This window comes from Amphritea balenae (genome assembly GCF_003858655.1).
Classification (GTDB): Bacteria; Pseudomonadota; Gammaproteobacteria; order Pseudomonadales; family Balneatricaceae; genus Amphritea; species Amphritea balenae.
The window spans coordinates 54,031-70,621 of sequence record NZ_RQXV01000011.1; the positions used below are offsets into that span (position 1 = coordinate 54,031).

Sequence of the window (16,591 nt, forward strand, 5' to 3'; positions counted from 1 at the left end):
CCGAAGCCGCACATTTTTGTTAGTACTAAGAGTTACTCGTCGCCGTCACCGGCAGGCAGATCCGGCTCGGTGGCATCAGCATTATCAACAGCCTCTGTGTCAGAGTCTGTTTCAGCGTCAAGCACCTCGGCATCCAGATCATCCTCGGACTCTTCCGGCTCTTCTATTCGCGCCACACCCACAAGATTTTCATCTTCAGCAACCCGAATAACCCGAACCCCCTGAGTATTTCGACCCAGCACAGAGATCTCTTCACTGCGGGTACGTACCAACGTGCCCTGATCACTGATCAGCATCACATCGTCGCCTTCGAACATCTGCACAGCGCCGATCAGCTCACCATTACGATCGGTACACTGCATAGCGATAACGCCTTGTCCACCACGACCATAGGTCGGGAAGTCATCAACCGCAGTCTGCTTACCATAACCGTTAATACTGGTGGTAAGAATACGGCCCTGCTCCTGCGGAATAATCAGCGAGATAACATGGGCTTCATTCTGCAGTTTAATACCCCGAACACCACGTGCTGTACGGCCCATAGGACGAACATCATCTTCTGGGAAGCGAATCGATTTACCCTGATTAGAGACCAGCATTACTTCTGCAGTACCATCAGTAATCGCAGCACCGATCAGCGTATCGCCTTCATCAAGCGCCAGTGCGATCAAACCAGTTGATCGCGGACGTGAGAAGTTAGGCAATGGTGTTTTCTTAACTGTACCGGCAGACGTCGCCATAAACACATAATGCTCTTCGGCATATTCGTTAACCGGCAGAATAGTCGTGATCCGCTCGCCTTCCTGCAGCGGCAGGATATTAACGATAGGACGACCACGGGCAGCACGACTGGCCTGCGGAATTTCATACACTTTCAGCCAGTACACTTTACCAAAGTTGGTAAAGCACAAAATAGTATCGTGGGTGCTGGCAATCAGCAGTTTCTCGATGAAGTCTTCATCTTTTACTGCGGTAGCAGATTTACCCTTACCACCCCGGCGTTGTGCCTGATACATCGTCAGCGGCTGAGTCTTGGCATAACCACCGTGAGAGATGGTTACTACCATATCTTCTTCAGCGATCAGGTCGGCAACAGTAAAGTCCTGCTGGGATGCGATAATATCAGTACGACGCTCATCACCGTACTCTTCAACAATAGCTTCCAGCTCTTCACGGATGACTTCCATCAGACGCTCAGCACTGTTCAGAATTTCTAGCAGCTCAGCTATACGTTCCAGTAGTTCGCGGTATTCCGCGATTAGCTTATCGTGCTCCAGACCGGTCAATCGATGCAGACGCAACTCAAGAATTGCCTGAGCCTGAACAGGAGAAAGGTGATAAACACCTTCATGCATTCCGTACTGCGCTTCAAGATCTTCCGGACGGCAAGCATTTTCACCTGCGCGGGACAGCATCTCAGTTACATCACCCGGCTGCCAAGGTGTAGCGATCAAACGCTCTTTCGCTTCAGCAGGCGTCGGCGAACTCTTGATCATTTCAATAACAGGATCAATATTCGCCAGGGCAATCGCCAAGCCTTCAAGAATATGGCCCCGCTCACGTGCTTTGCGCAGCAGATATACCGTACGACGGGTAACCACTTCACGACGGTGACGAACAAAGCATTCCAGAATCGATTTAAGATCCAGAGTCCGCGGCTGACCATCAACCAGCGCAACCATGTTAATACCAAACACGTTTTGCAGCTGAGTCTGAATAAACAGATTATTGACGATAACTTCAGATACTTCGCCACGACGCAGTTCGATCACGATCCGCATGCCATCCTTATCGGATTCATCACGCAGCTCAGTAATGCCTTCGAGTTTTTTCTCTTTAACCAGCTCGGCAATTTTTTCAATCAGCCGCGCCTTGTTAACCTGATAAGGAATCTCAGTAAAGACTATCGATTCTTTACCGTTCTTATCGTTGGTTTCAATGTGGTGTTTTGCCCGGATATAGATCCGGCCACGGCCGGTCTGGTAGGCTTGCAGGATACCTGCGCGACCATTAATAATGGCTCCGGTCGGAAAGTCCGGACCCGGGATGTAATGCATTAACTCATCGATACTCAGCTCAGGATTATCAATCAGCGCAATACAACCCCGAACAATTTCGCTCAGACTGTGTGGCGGAATATTGGTTGCCATACCTACAGCAATACCCGCTGAACCATTAACCAGCAACGCTGGTATCCGGGTCGGCATTACTTCAGGAATATGCTCTGTGCCATCATAGTTCGGCACAAAATCCACAGTCTCTTTATCCAGATCAGCCAGAATCTCATGAGATATCTTGGCCATCCGGATCTCGGTATATCGCATCGCAGCAGCAGAATCGCCATCAACTGAACCGAAATTACCCTGACCATCCACCAACATATAACGCATAGAGAATGGCTGCGCCATACGTACGATAGTGTCATAAACAGCGCTATCACCATGTGGGTGATATTTACCGATTACGTCACCAACCACACGGGCAGATTTCTTGTACGCTTTATTCCAGTCGTTACCCAACTCGCTCATAGCGAAAAGAACACGACGATGTACCGGTTTAAGACCATCCCGCACGTCTGGTAACGCACGACCCACGATTACGCTCATTGCGTAATCCAGATATGACTGCTTCAGCTCATCTTCGATGTTTACTGGCAGAATCTCTCTGGCTAAATCACCCATAATAGCTTTGGCTATCCTTGAATCTGATTGCTGAGAATTGACTGGCTTTGCTGACAACGGATACAGCTCACCTTAAGCGCCCGAGTATACCATAAACAAATCAGAACATTCCCGTAAAATTAAGACCTTGGACAGCATTCTGCGAGTCTGGAAAGCAACCATGACCCACGCCCTGTATTCAGCCCGGCTGCAGTGCTAGAATGTCGCCAATTTTGACTATCAACGAGCCAGCGGCAGTAAATTATGACCGACCAGCAAAATCAAAACAGTGCCAATATTGATCCTCAGGAAATTGCCAAGTTTGAAGAGCTTGCCAGCCGTTGGTGGGACCGCGAAAGCGAATTCAAGCCACTGCATGACATCAATCCTCTGCGGGTCGATTTCATCGATCGCATCGGCTCCCTGAATGGCAAAAAAGTACTAGATGTTGGCTGCGGCGGCGGCATACTGTCCGAAGCAATGGCTCATCGCGGCGCCGAAGTTACCGGCATCGACATGGGCGAAGCTCCTCTCAAAGTGGCCAAGCTACACGGTCTTGAAACCGGTGTTTCCATCTCTTATCGACAGATCACTGTCGAAGAGCTTGCGACAGAACAACCTGGCAGTTATGACATAGTGACCTGTATGGAGATGATGGAACACGTACCAGACCCTTCATCGATCGTAGACGCCTGCAGCCGACTGGTAAAACCTGGTGGCAAGGTATTCTTCTCCACCCTGAACCGTAATCCGAAAAGCTACCTGATGGCTATCGTCGGGGCTGAACAGGTTCTGAATCTGGTACCCAAAGGCACCCACGATTTTAAGAAATTTATTCGCCCATCTGAGCTGGCAAACTGGATTCGCCTGAGCGGACTCCAGAGCCTTGAAATAACAGGCCTGACTTATAATCCGCTAACAAAAGTCTACAAGCTCAACCCTAAAGACGTTGATGTAAACTACATGATCGCAACTCAGAAAGCAGAATGATGCATAATCAGCTACCTGCAGCAGTCCTGTTTGACCTGGACGGCACCTTAATAGACACCGCACCTGATTTTCACTTCGTTATAAATCAGCTACTGGCAGAACACCAGCGATCCGCCATCAGCTATGACTACCTGCGCGGCTATGTATCCAATGGCGCCCGCGCCATGATTAGCGCCGCGTTTCAATTGGATGAAAACGAACCCGGCTTTAACAACCTGCACAAAAGAATGCTCGAACTCTATCTTGAGCACCTGAGTGTAGATAGCAAGCCCTTCCCCGGCATCACCGACCTGTTAAGATGGCTGGGTAGTAAAAACATTCCCTGGGGTATAGTAACTAATAAGCCTGAGCTTTATACCACCCCGGTAATGCAGGGTCTTAACTTGCAACCCTCCGCCAGCACAGTTATTTGCCCGGATCATGTTACCGAGAAGAAACCTCATCCTGAAGCCCTGCTATTAGCCTGCCAGGAGATCTTCGTTACACCGGCACACTGTGTTTATGTTGGTGACCATCAGCGCGATATTGAAGCGGGATACAGAGCAGGCATGAAAACCATCGCCGTAAGCTATGGCTACATCGATGAAGACGAAGATATTGAGGCCTGGAACAGCGATTATCTTGTCGATCATGCCCGTGATATCCAGCCTATTCTCGAAAATATTTTTAAACCCGCATTCGACAATAGTGTTTCTAATTAATAACCTTACATCCTCAGCCTGAAGCCTATATTCAGGCCATACAACCTGACCCTATATTGAAGGAATTGCCATGTTTGATTACCAGGCACCAGAAAACCTGCTACAAAATAAAGTCATTCTGGTAACCGGTGCCGGCGCAGGCATAGGCCGGGCAGCAGCACTTAGCTACGCATCCAAAGGCGCTACCGTTATCTTATTAGGCCGCACAGAAGAAAAGCTGGATACGGTATACGATGAAATTGAAGCTGCCGGTTATCCACAGGCTGCAATCATTACGCTAAACCTACAAACCGCAGGTGAAACAGACTATTGCAACCTTGCCACCAGCCTCCAGCAAGAATTTGGCCGACTCGATGGCATCCTTCATAACGCCAGCATACTCGGCCTGCGCACACCGCTAGAAAGCTATGATCCTACTATCTGGCAACAAGTTATGCAGATCAATGTGAACAGCACGTTCATGCTGACTCAGGCACTACTACCGCTAACCGAAAATTCGGACGACGCCTCAATCATCTTCACAACCTCCAGCGTTGGTCGAACAGGACGCGCATACTGGGGCGCATATGCCGTATCAAAATTTGCCACCGAAGGCTTAATGCAAGTACTGGCAGACGAGCTGGATCACAACAAAAACATTCGGGTCAATTGCATCAATCCAGGCGCTACCCGCACCAATATGCGTGCCGCCGCCTATCCAGGTGAAAACCCTTCTGCCAATCCAGCAGCAGAAGAGATCATGCCGCTATATCTATACCTGATGGGCAAAGACAGTAAAGAGATCAACGGACAATCTCTGAACGCTCAATAAACCTAATTTACGAACAAAAAAAAACGCAGCCATCATCACCCTGAGTAAGCTGCGTTTTTATTATTTCATATCCGAGACTACTTAGTCCGAACGCTTTGGCCCAACTTCGCGACGTGTTTTCTGTCGTTTAACCCGACGATTGGCCTGCTCTTTCTCTTTAACCGTCAACGCTTTATTCTTCTTCTGCTTCATGCCCATCATACTGGAGAGCATATTAATCTCTTTCTGCTCCAACTCTTTCCAGTGCCCGGCCTTTACTTCACTCGGCAAAAAGAACGGTCCGTAACGAACCCGCTTCAAACGACTAACCTGAACACTCTGTGATTCCCACAGACGACGAACTTCCCGGTTACGCCCCTCCATCACTACCACGTGATACCACTTGTTAGCACCATCACCATCGAAGTACTGAACATCACTAAAGCGCGCCATGCCGTCATCCAGCAACACACCCTTCTTAAGGCGAGCGATCATATCGTCATTAACATCACCCAGAATTCGTACCGCATACTCACGGTCGATATTCGCAGAAGGGTGCATCAGGTTATTTGCCAGCTCGCCATCAGTAGTGAACAACAGCAAACCAGAGGTATTAATATCCAGCCGCCCAACAGCAATCCAGCGCCCCTGCTTCAATGGCGGCAAATGATCAAACACCGTTGCACGACCTTCAGGATCATGGCGAGTTGACACTTCACCCAGGGGTTTATTGTAGACAAGTACCCGACGTTCACTATCACGGTCAAACACCATCTTCTGGGCAACCCCATCAACCTCAACTTCATCCCGAACAGAGATTCTGTCGCCGAGCGTTGCCAGCTCACCGTTTACACTTATACGGCCAGCTTCAATCCAACGTTCCATCTCACGACGTGAACCAACTCCGGAACGCGCCAAAACTTTCTGCAGTTTTTCGTCATTCATCGACGCTTCCTCAAATTCATATTACTAACAAGCTTTATAGAAAATAAAAAAGCCCTTCAACCAGAAGCTGAAGAGCTTTAACTATTCTACAAGAAAAGCGTTACTTAATTAAGCAATCTTCCTTGGTGTTACCACTTTCAAAGAAAGCTTTAAATACTGCTGGCGTACGACCACGGCCAGACCACTGATGCAGCTCACCATTTTCATCCGTTACCTGATACTTAGGCTCAACTTTTTTCTTAACCGGCGCATCAACGAGATTCATCAGATCATCCAGATCAATTCCTGCATCCTGCATACTTTTCTTAATCGCTTCAATCTTTTCCAGACGTTCCTGCTCAACAGCCTGAGCCGCCTGTTCTTGCTCTTGCTTCTCTTCCAGTATTTCTGTCAGATCAGCAATCGCTTTTTCAACATCAGCACTTGAAAGCGCCTGACACTGTTTACGAAGTGAATTTTTACGAGTAAGCAGCTTTACGAAATCGGTCATTATTAATTACCAATAATAAATTAATATGGGGGAACTAAATTAATTATTATTTATTAAAACCTTTTTTACAACTATTTATATTTCTTACTATTCAAAATCTGAAATATCACCGGCACCGTTTCGAACAACCACTGGTACATCATCAACAAGATTAATAACCGAAGTAGCTTCCATACCGCAATACCCACCATCAATAACAAGATCAACTTCATGCTGCAGAAGATCCCGCACTTCATAAGGATCAGTTAACGGCAACTCATCACCCGGCATTATTAACGAGGTACTCATTATAGGTTCACCAAGCGCTTCCATTAACTGCAGAGCAATATTATTTTCAGGAATACGCAAGCCAATAGTACGCCGCTTAGGATGCATTAAACGACGCGGCACCTCTGTAGTCGCATTTAATATAAAGGTATAGGCGCCCGGCGTATGAGCCTTCAACAATCGATAGACTGAGTTATTTACTTTTGCATAAGTACCGATCTCAGAAAGATCCCGACATACCAGTGTAAAGTTATGTTTTTCATCCAGCTTTCGAATACGTTTAATTTTTTCTACCGCATTCTTATCACCAAGATGACAACCCAGCGCATAGGCGCAGTCGGTTGGATAAACAACCACACCACCCTTCCTGATAATATCGACGGCCTGATTAATCAGACGCTGCTGGGGATTATCCGGATGAATCTGAAAAAACTGGCTCACATGAAGACCTTTAAGTTCTTTAAATAATATTGATATTCTACTGAAAACAGCACTAAGACAGAAGCAAACGAGTTAAAACATGTTCATTATCTGTACTGAAACCAGGATACTTTCCTAAACCAGTCCAATGAAACTGTTTTTTATGAAAATCACTGCCAGCAGACACCATCAGATTATGTTTCTTCGCCAACTTATCTAACTGCAATATATGACCCGACTCAATGCCAGGATAGCTTATTTCAATTGCATCACCTCCCTGTTCAAAAAAAGCATCAACTAAGAGACGAATTTTTGTAAAGGTAAGATTATATTTAGTCGGATGCGCTAACACAGTTATTCCACCTGCATTTTTAATAATCGCTATCGCTTCAGATAATTCAGGCCAGTCAACTTTAACATCACCAACCTTACCTGAGCCTAAATAACGATTAAATGCCTGAGCTTCAGTATTAACCACCCCAGCCTCAACTAAAGCCTGTGCAAAATGCGGCCGACCCACCTGCCCTTTATTAGCAAGTTCAAGCGCTCGCGCAAGCAGATCGGGCAGCCCCTGCTTTATTAATTTCTGCGCTATCAGCTCGGCCCGATATAACCGCAATCCATCAAGTTGTTTCATATACTGAACAAGCGCCGGATCCTGATCATCAAAGCCAAGCCCAACCACATGTACTGAGCGACGCCCCCAGTAACAGGTCAGCTCGGTACCACTAACAATATGAATACCGGCACCTGAAGCAGACAGACGCATCTCAGCTAAACCTGCAACGGTATCGTGATCCGTCAAAGCCAGCACTGCAATCTGTTTTTCAATAGCCATTGCCACCAGTTCAGAAGGCGTTGATTCACCATCAGAGAAGCTTGAATGGAAATGTAGATCCGCTATCGGCAAAGTATCACCGTTTTCGGGTTTATAACTTATCTGGCTCACTCTATAATCAACCCACTTCTAACTAACAATATGTTGTCATGAAACTACTTTTAGACTTCCTACCGGTCATTATCTTCTTTATTGTCTATAAAAGCACCGACGATATCATTCTGGCCACCGCCATTCTGATTCCGGCAACTCTGCTACAGATGCTTTACACCTGGATCAAAACCCACAAAATAGAGATGATCCAGATCGTCACACTGGTACTGGTTGTCCTATTAGGCGGCGCCACCGTCATCTTTCAGGATAAGACCTTTATCCAGTGGAAACCGACAGTAGTGACATGGCTATTCGCAGCTGCATTTTTAGGCAGCCAGTTCATTGGTCAAAAAACCATTATTCAGCGCCTCATGGGTGGCACTATCGAATTGCCAGCGCCAGCCTGGAAACAGCTAAACATTGCCTGGATAGTTTTTTACCTGATTCTGGGTGCCACTAACCTGTTTGTTGCTTTTACCATGAGCGAAGAAACCTGGGTTAACTTTAAACTGTTCGGCATGTTAGGCCTGACACTTATTTTTATTCTGCTACAGGGCTTTTATATCTCTAAACATATGGAGCCAGAAGAAGCTGACAGCAACGGCAGCAACAATAGCAACGAAAACAAAACTGAAAATTAATAAACAAGGATCACTCTATGTTTTATGCAATTATTAGCGAAGACAAGCCCGGTACCTTAGAGCAGCGTATGTCTGCTCGCCCCGACCACCTGGCTCGCCTGGAAGCATTGCGTGATCAGGGACGATTACTCATCGCTGGCCCACACCCGGCCATCGATAGCGAAGATCCCGGTCCCGCTGGATTTACCGGCAGTTTAGTGGTTGCCGAGTTTGATTCACTAGAGCTGGCACAGGCCTGGGCCGATGAAGATCCGTATATTTCTGCCGGTGTTTATCAACGCGTGGTAGTCAAACCTTATAAAAAAGTTTTACCATAACAGCGATTTATAGGCTTTAATTCCCATGGGGGGGATGCTGGCGCCTGCCTCGTTTATACTAGGTTCAGGTTAAGCTGGTATAAATAGCCACAAACAGATCACTCTTACATAAAAAAGGATGTACATGATGAAGAAGCTTGCTCTTACAACGGCTCTGGCACTGACACTGGGAATTTCTGCTACCGCTCAGGCACACCCAAACCATGCTGGTTATGCAACCACAAAAGCAGATACTGTATGGATATCCGGTACCGGCGATTGCTGGCAGCACGGTTTCTGGACTGCTGATAATAAAACTGTAGAGTGTGGTGCTGAAGCAGCTGCGCCTGCACCAGCTCCGGCTCCGGCGCCAGCACCAAAAATGATGATGATGGATGCTGAAGAAAAGCATATCGTTTACTTTGATTTCGATAGCAGCGCAGTAACTGACGTTAGCGCTATCGTGAACTACGTTGGCTCTCTGTCTAAACTGACTTCAATCGATCTTAAAGGCTACACTGACCGCATCGGTAGCAATGCATATAACGATGCACTGTCTCAGCGCCGTGTAGAAGCAGTTGACGCAGCTCTGGCTAATGCCGGTATCGATACTAATAAGATCGCTACCCACTCTTTCGGTGAAACTAACCCAGTTAAAGAATGTACTAATGCTGGCGCATCACTGAAGAGCTGTCTGGCTGAAAACCGTCGTGTAGAAGTGACCATCAATGGTCAGAAGCAGATGAAGCACTAAGCTATACAACAGTAAAGTCTAATATAAACCGATTACCCGGGTATTCTATACTTGGGTAATCGGTTTTTTTATACCTGAAAAAAGACAAACATCAGTCCACAGACAAAAACAAACTAAGAGCTAATGAATAAGCCCTGCTACAGTAAGTGCTATTAAATAAGCTCAAATAAATGCCCGACTAAAAAGCCCTGACATTATGAAGACTTTAATGACCACTCTGTTCGCCATATTACTCGCCAACACCGTTTTGGCCGCTAATCAATATGACGAGCAAAAAGTACTCTACCACGTTAACTACCATGAGCAGTCTCGTATCAATGAGACACTGGTTAACGTCGCCAACCACCTTGAAGCTTTAGGTGAAGATCGGGTAGACATTAAAGTGATGATTCATGGCAAAGCGATTGAATACCTGATTGCTGCTAACGACGATGAAGGCAAGCAGATGCAACTGGACAGCCTGCGCATGAACGGCGTGCAATTTCTGGTATGCGGCAACACCCTGAATGGCTACAACATCACACTTGAAGACCTGTATGAAGTCGAGCCTGAAGACATGGTTCAGGCAGGTCTCCCCGCCATTGTCGACCTACAGCAGAAAGGCTATATCTACGTACGCCCATGACTTTTTTCAAAAACTTACCAGACTGGCTTAGCTGGCTCCCTCTAGGCACGGTTCCATCTGTTCCTGCAGATAAAGCAGCTATGCTTTTGAAGCAATGCACTTTACTCGATGTCCGCAGCCTCTCGGAATTTAATAAAAGCCATATACCCGGGGCAATTTCTATCCCACTATACAAGCTAAGTAAAAACAGAATAAACCAGCTACCAACTGACAAACCTTTTATCTGTATCTGCCTTTCTGCCCATCGCAGCAAACCAGCCGTCCGTAAACTTTTAAAAGCAGGACTCGACGCTAAAGAATTAGAGGGCGGTATGCTGGCATGGTGGAAACTTAAGCTGCCAATAGAAAAATAGCCATACTTTGCCACCCGCTTAGCCGTTAGATTACCGCTATATGGCTGCGAGAGGCCACTCCGCTGCTTGCTCGCCACTAGAAAAAACCTCTTTCTAATTCTTCTCCAAATTTGTAAAACACTTCTCTATATCGAAAGCACCTAAAACAAAAAACCGCCATAAGGCGGTTTTTCTTAGCTTTGACTAACGACTGATTCAACCAACCCAAACCCGGGCATTACGGAACATCCGCATCCAGGCACCATCCTCATTCCACTCTTCCGGCGCCCAACTGTTTGTTGCAGCACGGAATACACGCTCAGGATGTGGCATCATCAGGGTTACACGACCATCAGCAGAAGTCACACCAGTAATGCCATCTGGTGAACCATTAGGGTTCGCCGGATAGGTCTCAGTTACTTTACCGAAGTTATCCACATAGCGTAACGCAACAGTCCCTGAATCCTGCAGGCTATCCAGATGCGCCTGATCAGAAAACTCAGCACGACCCTCACCATGCGCAACCGCGATAGGCATACGAGATCCCGCCATTCCCTGAAGGAATACTGAGTTACTTTCCTGAACTTCAACCATCGCAACCCGAGCTTCAAACTGCTCAGACATGTTACGCACAAAATGAGGCCACTGTTCAGCCCCCGGAATCAGTTCATGCAGATTGGACAACATCTGACAGCCATTACAGATACCTAGCGCAAAGGTATCTTCACGGCTAAAGAATGCCTGGAATTGCTCGCGAGCACGGGCATTAAACAGAATAGACTTAGCCCAGCCTTCACCTGCACCCAATACATCACCATAGGAGAAACCGCCACAGGCAACCAGACCCTTAAAGCGATCCAGCGTAACCCGGCCTTCCAGAATATCGCTCATATGCACATCAACAGCAGCAAAACCAGCACGATCAAAAGCCGCACCCATCTCTATCTGACCATTAACACCCTGCTCACGAATAATAGCAACGGCTGGACGTACACCTGATGCAATAAATGGTGCCGCAACATTGTCATCCTGATCAAAGTTCAGGGATACATTCAGACCCGGATTTTCTTTATCCAGCAACACATCGAACTCTTGCTGCGCACACTCTGAGTTATCACGCAGCGATTGCATGCGATAAGAGGTTTCTGCCCACCAGCGCTGCAGCTGAATACGGGACTCTGCGTAGATCTCTTCATCATCAAAATGACAACGCAGCTCATCATCAGGGTTCAGAGAACCTATCACCTTGGTAATATCGCCCAGGCCCGCTGCGTTCAGTTCAGTCAATACAGTCTGCAGATCATCACGCTTAACCTGAATCACTGCACCCAGCTCTTCAGAGAACAGTGCGGCAGTAAATTCAGAGCTATCTGCAGCCAACATATCCAGATTGATATCGATACCGGTATGGCCAGCAAACGCCATCTCGGCAACTGTCGCGAACAAACCACCATCTGCACGGTCATGGTATGCCAGTAGCACCCCCTGCTTATTCAGTTCCTGAATAGCACCAAAGAAAGCTACTAGCTGTCCCGCATCGTCAACATCCGGTACATCCCTACCTACTTCGTTATAAACCTGCGCCAGCGCAGACAGACCCAAACGGTTATTGCCGTTACCCAGGTCCAGCAGAATCAGGTCAGTATCGCCCTTATTCGTTTTCAATTGCGGCGTCAGCGTCTTACGTACATCAGTTACCGGAGCAAAACCGGTAATAATCAGCGAGGTCGGTGCTGTAACAGACTTATCTTCACCCTCGTCATTCCATACGGTACGCATGGACATAGAGTCCTTACCTACCGGAATAGTAATACCCAGTTCCGGGCACAACTCCATACCTACCGCTTTAACGGTATCGTAGAGCTTCTCATCTTCACCCGGATGACCTGCAGCACACATCCAGTTAGCGGACAGTTTGATATCAATAATATCGTTGATCTGAGCGCTTGCCAGGTTTGTAACTGTTTCACCTACAGCCATACGACCAGACGCTGGAGAGTCAACCAAAGCCAGCGGAGTACGCTCACCCATCGCCATTGCTTCGCCGGCATTAGTATCAAAAGATGCCGTCGTTACCGCACAGTTGGCTACGGGAACCTGCCATGGACCAACCATCTGATCACGGGCAACCTGGCCGGTAATAGAACGGTCACCGATAGTGATCAGGAATGACTTAGAAGCAACCGCAGGCAGTTTAAGGACCCGCTCAGCAGCATCTTTCAGGTTAATTGAAGTCGCATCGAACTGTGGCACTTCATAAGATTTGCGCTCAACGGTACGATGCATTTTTGGTGGCTTACCGAATAGCACACTCATCGGCAGATCAACTGGCTTATTCTGGAAGTGAGTATCCCCCAGCGTAAGATGATGCTCTTCCGTTGCAGTACCTACGACAGCATACGGGCAACGCTCACGGGCACAGATCGCTTCAAAACGCGCCATGTCCTTTGGCTCAACCGCCATAACATAGCGTTCCTGAGCTTCGTTACACCAGATCGCCAGAGGAGACATACCTGGCTCATCATTATTAACATTACGCAGCTCAAAATCGCCACCCCGACCACCGTCTTTTACCAGCTCAGGGAATGCGTTAGAAAGACCACCAGCACCCACATCGTGGATAAATGCGATAGGGTTCGCATCACCCTGCTGCCAGCACTGATCGATCACTTCCTGACAACGACGTTCCAGCTCAGGGTTATCACGCTGTACAGATGCAAAGTCCAGATCAGCAGAAGAAGTACCGGAAGACATAGAAGAAGCAGCGCCACCACCTAAGCCGATCTGCATTGCAGGTCCACCCAGACAGATCAGTTTAGCCCCAACCGGAATCTCTCCTTTATCAACATGCTCATTACGGATGTTACCGTAACCACCAGCAATCATAATCGGCTTATGGTAACCACGCATCTCTTCGCCAGCAGCACCATTAACCTTCTGTTCAAAGGTACGGAAATAACCGTTCAGCGCAGGACGGCCAAATTCATTGTTAAAAGCCGCACCACCGATAGGACCTTCCAGCATAATATCCAGTGCACTTACGATACGCTCCGGTTTACCATACTTAGACTCCCAAGGCTGTTCAAAGCCCGGAATATTCAGATCAGATACAGTGAAACCCGTCAGACCCGCCTTCGGCTTTGAACCCTTACCGGTTGCGCCTTCATCACGAATCTCGCCACCAGATCCTGTTGCAGCACCAGAGTGTGGCGCTATCGCAGTAGGATGGTTGTGGGTTTCTACCTTGATCAGGATCTCAATACTTTCCTGATTGTACTCATACTCTTTAGTTTCAGGGTTAGGGAAGAAACGACCCGCCTCACTACCCACCAACACCGCTGCGTTATCAGAGTAAGCAGACAGGATATTCTCACCGCCCAACTCATTGGTATTACGAATCATCGCAAACAGTGACTTATCCTGAGCTTCACCATCGATATCCCATGAAGCATTGAAGATCTTGTGGCGACAATGTTCAGAGTTTGCCTGAGCAAACATCATCAATTCGATATCGTTTGGATTACGGCCCAGCTCAACAAAGCTATCGACAAGATAATCGATCTCATCATCGGCTAGCGCCAGACCGAGTTCAGTGTTCGCCAGCGCCAGAGCCTCACGACCACCCGCCAACACATCAACCGCAGTTAAAGGTGCTGGCTCATCCTGACGGAACAGTTCAGCCGCTTCTTCAACGCCACTCAGAGTCGCTTCAACCATACGGTCATGTAGCTCAGCTACCACTTCAGACAGCTCAGATTCAGACAACGGTTGCTCAGATTGCACATAATAGGCAGTACCACGCTCCAGACGCTTAACGCTCTGTAAGCCACAGTTTCTGGCGATATCAGTGGCCTTAGATGACCAGGGTGAGATAGTTCCCGGACGAGGAACCACTAAAACTAATTGACCTGAAGGCTCTTCCACTTTAGCTTTAGGTCCGTAACGTAGTATACGTTCCAGGGTGCTATGCTCCTGATCGGAAAGATCTTTTTCCAGATCAGCAAAATGCATAAACTCACCGTAGATCCCGGAGATCTGAGAAACTCTGGATTTCAGGGCAAACAGCAGCTTATCGTGACGAAAAGCAGAAAGAGCGGGAGCTCCACGCAGTACCAGCATGTTAGTATCAAGCCTCTTGAGTACGCCTAACAGATAGGTTGGATGTAGGAGAAAATTAAGGGCGAATTTTACTTAAATCGAGGTTTAGTTACCAGAAAAAGCCCAATATTCTTATGCGAATTAATATATTTCATGCTAAAGAGCTGTTATTCCTGCTAATTTCAGTCTCACTCTTCGCCGCACTGTTCTTTTTAAGTGAGAGTAGTCGCACTCAGCTGGACGCTATTCAGAAAACCGGCGTCCTGCGTGTCGTTACCCGAAACACCCCTACAACTTACTATCTTGATAATAATGGCCGGCCAACAGGTTTCGAATATGAGCTGGCAAAAGCCTTTTCTGATTATTTAGGTGTTGAACTGGAGATTTTAATACCGGATACCTTTGGTGAGATTTTTGATCGCGTAAAAGATCGCAGCGCACACATTGCCGCAGCCGGACTCAGTATTACCGAAGAGCGCAAACAGGACTTTCGCTTCTCTCCTGCATACGCCTACTCTACTCCGACACTGATCTACCGTGTAACCCGCGGCAAGCCTGCGCCAAAAACCATCGCAGACCTGGAAGATAAGAAAATTCATGTCATTGCTAATAGTAGCCATGCAGAATTAATGCGCACCCTCAAACAGACTCATCCGTTCCTTAAATGGCAGGAAAGCCCCACCAACAGCGTTACCGAACTGCTCGAAGATGTTTACAACAAAGAGCTGGATTACACCGTCAGTGATGATCTGGTGTTTGATGCACAAAAATCCTACTTTCCCGGTTTAAAGAAATCCCTGGTACTCAGTAAGCCCGAACCTGTTGCCTGGTTGCTCATAAAACAGAATGATCAGAGCCTGCAACGAGCACTACGACGCTTTTTTGAACGCCCTGAGACTCAGGAACTACTGGTCAAATTGAAAAAGAAATATCTGACCCGACAAAACCAACTAGGCTTTGTTGATATCGAAACCTTCCGCAGAGATATGGAAAACCGGTTCTGCAAGCTAGAACAGTACTTCATGATGGCAGAACAGGAAACCGATATAGACTGGCGCCTACTAGCCTCTATCGCTTATCAGGAATCCCACTGGAATCCCAAAGCTGTTTCCCCAACAGGGGTTAGAGGGATCATGATGTTAACCCAGGCAACAGCTAAAGAGATGAACGTTGCTGACCGTACAGATCCAGTGCAGAGCGTCATGGGTGGTGCCCACTATCTAAAGAAAGTAATGGGCAAAATCCCTGAGCGTATTACCGGAGATGACCGCCTCTGGTTTGCCCTCGCCTCCTATAATGTTGGTTATGGTCATCTTGAAGACGCACGCATCCTGACCAGCAGAGCAGGAAAGAACCCAGACCTCTGGGAAGATGTTAAAGAGTTCTTACCGCTACTGACTCAACGCAAGTACTACACAACCGTCAAGCGCGGTTATGCCCGGGGATACGAGCCCGTCCTTTACGTAAAAAATATTCGCAACTATTTTGACCTGCTCGACTGGGAGCTACAACAAGCCCAGATTGAAGCCAGCAAAGCTGCAATTACGCCGGCTGAAAATGAAGGTGAAATTCTGATGCCGGGTAATAGCGATGAATCGGGCGAAGCGGTAAAAACTATGATTGAATCGGTTCCTTCCACCCTCTAATAGCA

15 protein-coding genes are annotated in these 16,591 nt (G+C 47.4%); 9 read left to right on the forward strand and 6 right to left on the reverse strand.

The annotated features are described in order from the left end of the window. Positions 1 to 32: 32 nt before the first annotated feature. A complete protein-coding gene (gene gyrA, locus EHS89_RS17085; RefSeq protein WP_124927387.1) occupies positions 33 to 2,681 on the reverse strand; it encodes a DNA gyrase subunit A in 2,649 nt (882 codons plus the stop codon). A 243-nt stretch (positions 2,682 to 2,924) separates the two neighbouring features. Between gyrA and ubiG the strand changes: the two genes are divergently transcribed. The 3 genes from ubiG to EHS89_RS17100 all read left to right on the forward strand — a co-directional run bounded on the left by ubiG (position 2,925) and on the right by EHS89_RS17100 (position 5,162). Continuing rightward, complete coding sequence (gene ubiG, locus EHS89_RS17090) at positions 2,925 to 3,650, forward strand: bifunctional 2-polyprenyl-6-hydroxyphenol methylase/3-demethylubiquinol 3-O-methyltransferase UbiG (protein WP_124927388.1); 726 nt, start codon at positions 2,925 to 2,927, stop codon at positions 3,648 to 3,650. Beyond that, positions 3,647 to 4,351, forward strand: coding sequence for an HAD family hydrolase (locus EHS89_RS17095; RefSeq protein WP_124927389.1), 705 nt, complete (start codon positions 3,647 to 3,649; stop codon positions 4,349 to 4,351). Before ubiG ends, EHS89_RS17095 begins: the two co-directional genes overlap by 4 nt. 70 nt (positions 4,352 to 4,421) lie before the next feature. Beyond that, positions 4,422 to 5,162 carry a YciK family oxidoreductase gene (locus EHS89_RS17100; protein WP_124927390.1) on the forward strand — a complete coding sequence of 247 codons (741 nt, stop codon included), beginning with the start codon at positions 4,422 to 4,424 and terminating at the stop codon, positions 5,160 to 5,162. Between the two features lie 81 nt (positions 5,163 to 5,243). On the opposite strand, the gene rluB is transcribed toward EHS89_RS17100, so the two are convergent. The 4 genes from rluB to EHS89_RS17120 all read right to left on the reverse strand — a co-directional run bounded on the left by rluB (position 5,244) and on the right by EHS89_RS17120 (position 8,212). Further along, positions 5,244 to 6,086 (reverse strand): 23S rRNA pseudouridine(2605) synthase RluB, encoded by an 843-nt coding sequence (gene rluB / locus EHS89_RS17105; protein WP_124927391.1) that lies wholly within the window; start codon positions 6,084 to 6,086, stop codon positions 5,244 to 5,246. Between the two features lie 100 nt (positions 6,087 to 6,186). Beyond that, a complete protein-coding gene (locus EHS89_RS17110; protein WP_124927392.1) occupies positions 6,187 to 6,576 on the reverse strand; it encodes an H-NS histone family protein in 390 nt (129 codons plus the stop codon). A gap of 87 nt (positions 6,577 to 6,663) precedes the next feature. Beyond that, positions 6,664 to 7,284 carry an L-threonylcarbamoyladenylate synthase gene (locus tag EHS89_RS17115; protein WP_124927393.1) on the reverse strand — a complete coding sequence of 207 codons (621 nt, stop codon included), beginning with the start codon at positions 7,282 to 7,284 and terminating at the stop codon, positions 6,664 to 6,666. A gap of 52 nt (positions 7,285 to 7,336) precedes the next feature. Then, positions 7,337 to 8,212 (reverse strand): PHP domain-containing protein, encoded by an 876-nt coding sequence (locus EHS89_RS17120; RefSeq protein WP_124927394.1) that lies wholly within the window; start codon positions 8,210 to 8,212, stop codon positions 7,337 to 7,339. Between the two features lie 38 nt (positions 8,213 to 8,250). Here EHS89_RS17120 and EHS89_RS17125 point away from each other — a divergent pair, with 38 nt between their 5' ends. From EHS89_RS17125 to EHS89_RS17145, 5 genes are all read left to right on the forward strand, one after another. Next, complete coding sequence (locus EHS89_RS17125) at positions 8,251 to 8,835, forward strand: septation protein A (RefSeq protein WP_124927395.1); 585 nt, start codon at positions 8,251 to 8,253, stop codon at positions 8,833 to 8,835. A gap of 17 nt (positions 8,836 to 8,852) precedes the next feature. Further along, positions 8,853 to 9,152 (forward strand): YciI family protein, encoded by a 300-nt coding sequence (locus EHS89_RS17130; RefSeq protein ID WP_124927396.1) that lies wholly within the window; start codon positions 8,853 to 8,855, stop codon positions 9,150 to 9,152. A 124-nt stretch (positions 9,153 to 9,276) separates the two neighbouring features. Next, positions 9,277 to 9,885, forward strand: a complete 609-nt coding sequence (locus EHS89_RS17135) for an OmpA family protein (RefSeq protein WP_229753687.1) — start codon at positions 9,277 to 9,279, stop codon at positions 9,883 to 9,885. A gap of 208 nt (positions 9,886 to 10,093) precedes the next feature. Next, positions 10,094 to 10,510 (forward strand): DsrE family protein, encoded by a 417-nt coding sequence (locus EHS89_RS17140; RefSeq protein WP_229753685.1) that lies wholly within the window; start codon positions 10,094 to 10,096, stop codon positions 10,508 to 10,510. Next, on the forward strand, positions 10,507 to 10,863 hold the full coding sequence (locus EHS89_RS17145; RefSeq protein WP_124927399.1) for a rhodanese-like domain-containing protein: 357 nt from the start codon (positions 10,507 to 10,509) through the stop codon (positions 10,861 to 10,863). The genes EHS89_RS17140 and EHS89_RS17145 overlap by 4 nt, the downstream gene beginning before the upstream one ends. Positions 10,864 to 11,058: 195 nt before the next feature. Here the strand turns inward: EHS89_RS17145 and purL are convergent, their stop codons facing one another. After that, positions 11,059 to 14,961: a phosphoribosylformylglycinamidine synthase gene (gene purL, locus EHS89_RS17150; protein WP_124927400.1), complete on the reverse strand. Its 3,903-nt coding sequence runs from the start codon at positions 14,959 to 14,961 to the stop codon at positions 11,059 to 11,061. 113 nt (positions 14,962 to 15,074) lie between these two features. Between purL and mltF the strand changes: the two genes are divergently transcribed. Beyond that, positions 15,075 to 16,586, forward strand: coding sequence for a membrane-bound lytic murein transglycosylase MltF (gene mltF / locus EHS89_RS17155; RefSeq protein ID WP_124927401.1), 1,512 nt, complete (start codon positions 15,075 to 15,077; stop codon positions 16,584 to 16,586). Positions 16,587 to 16,591 lie beyond the last annotated feature (5 nt).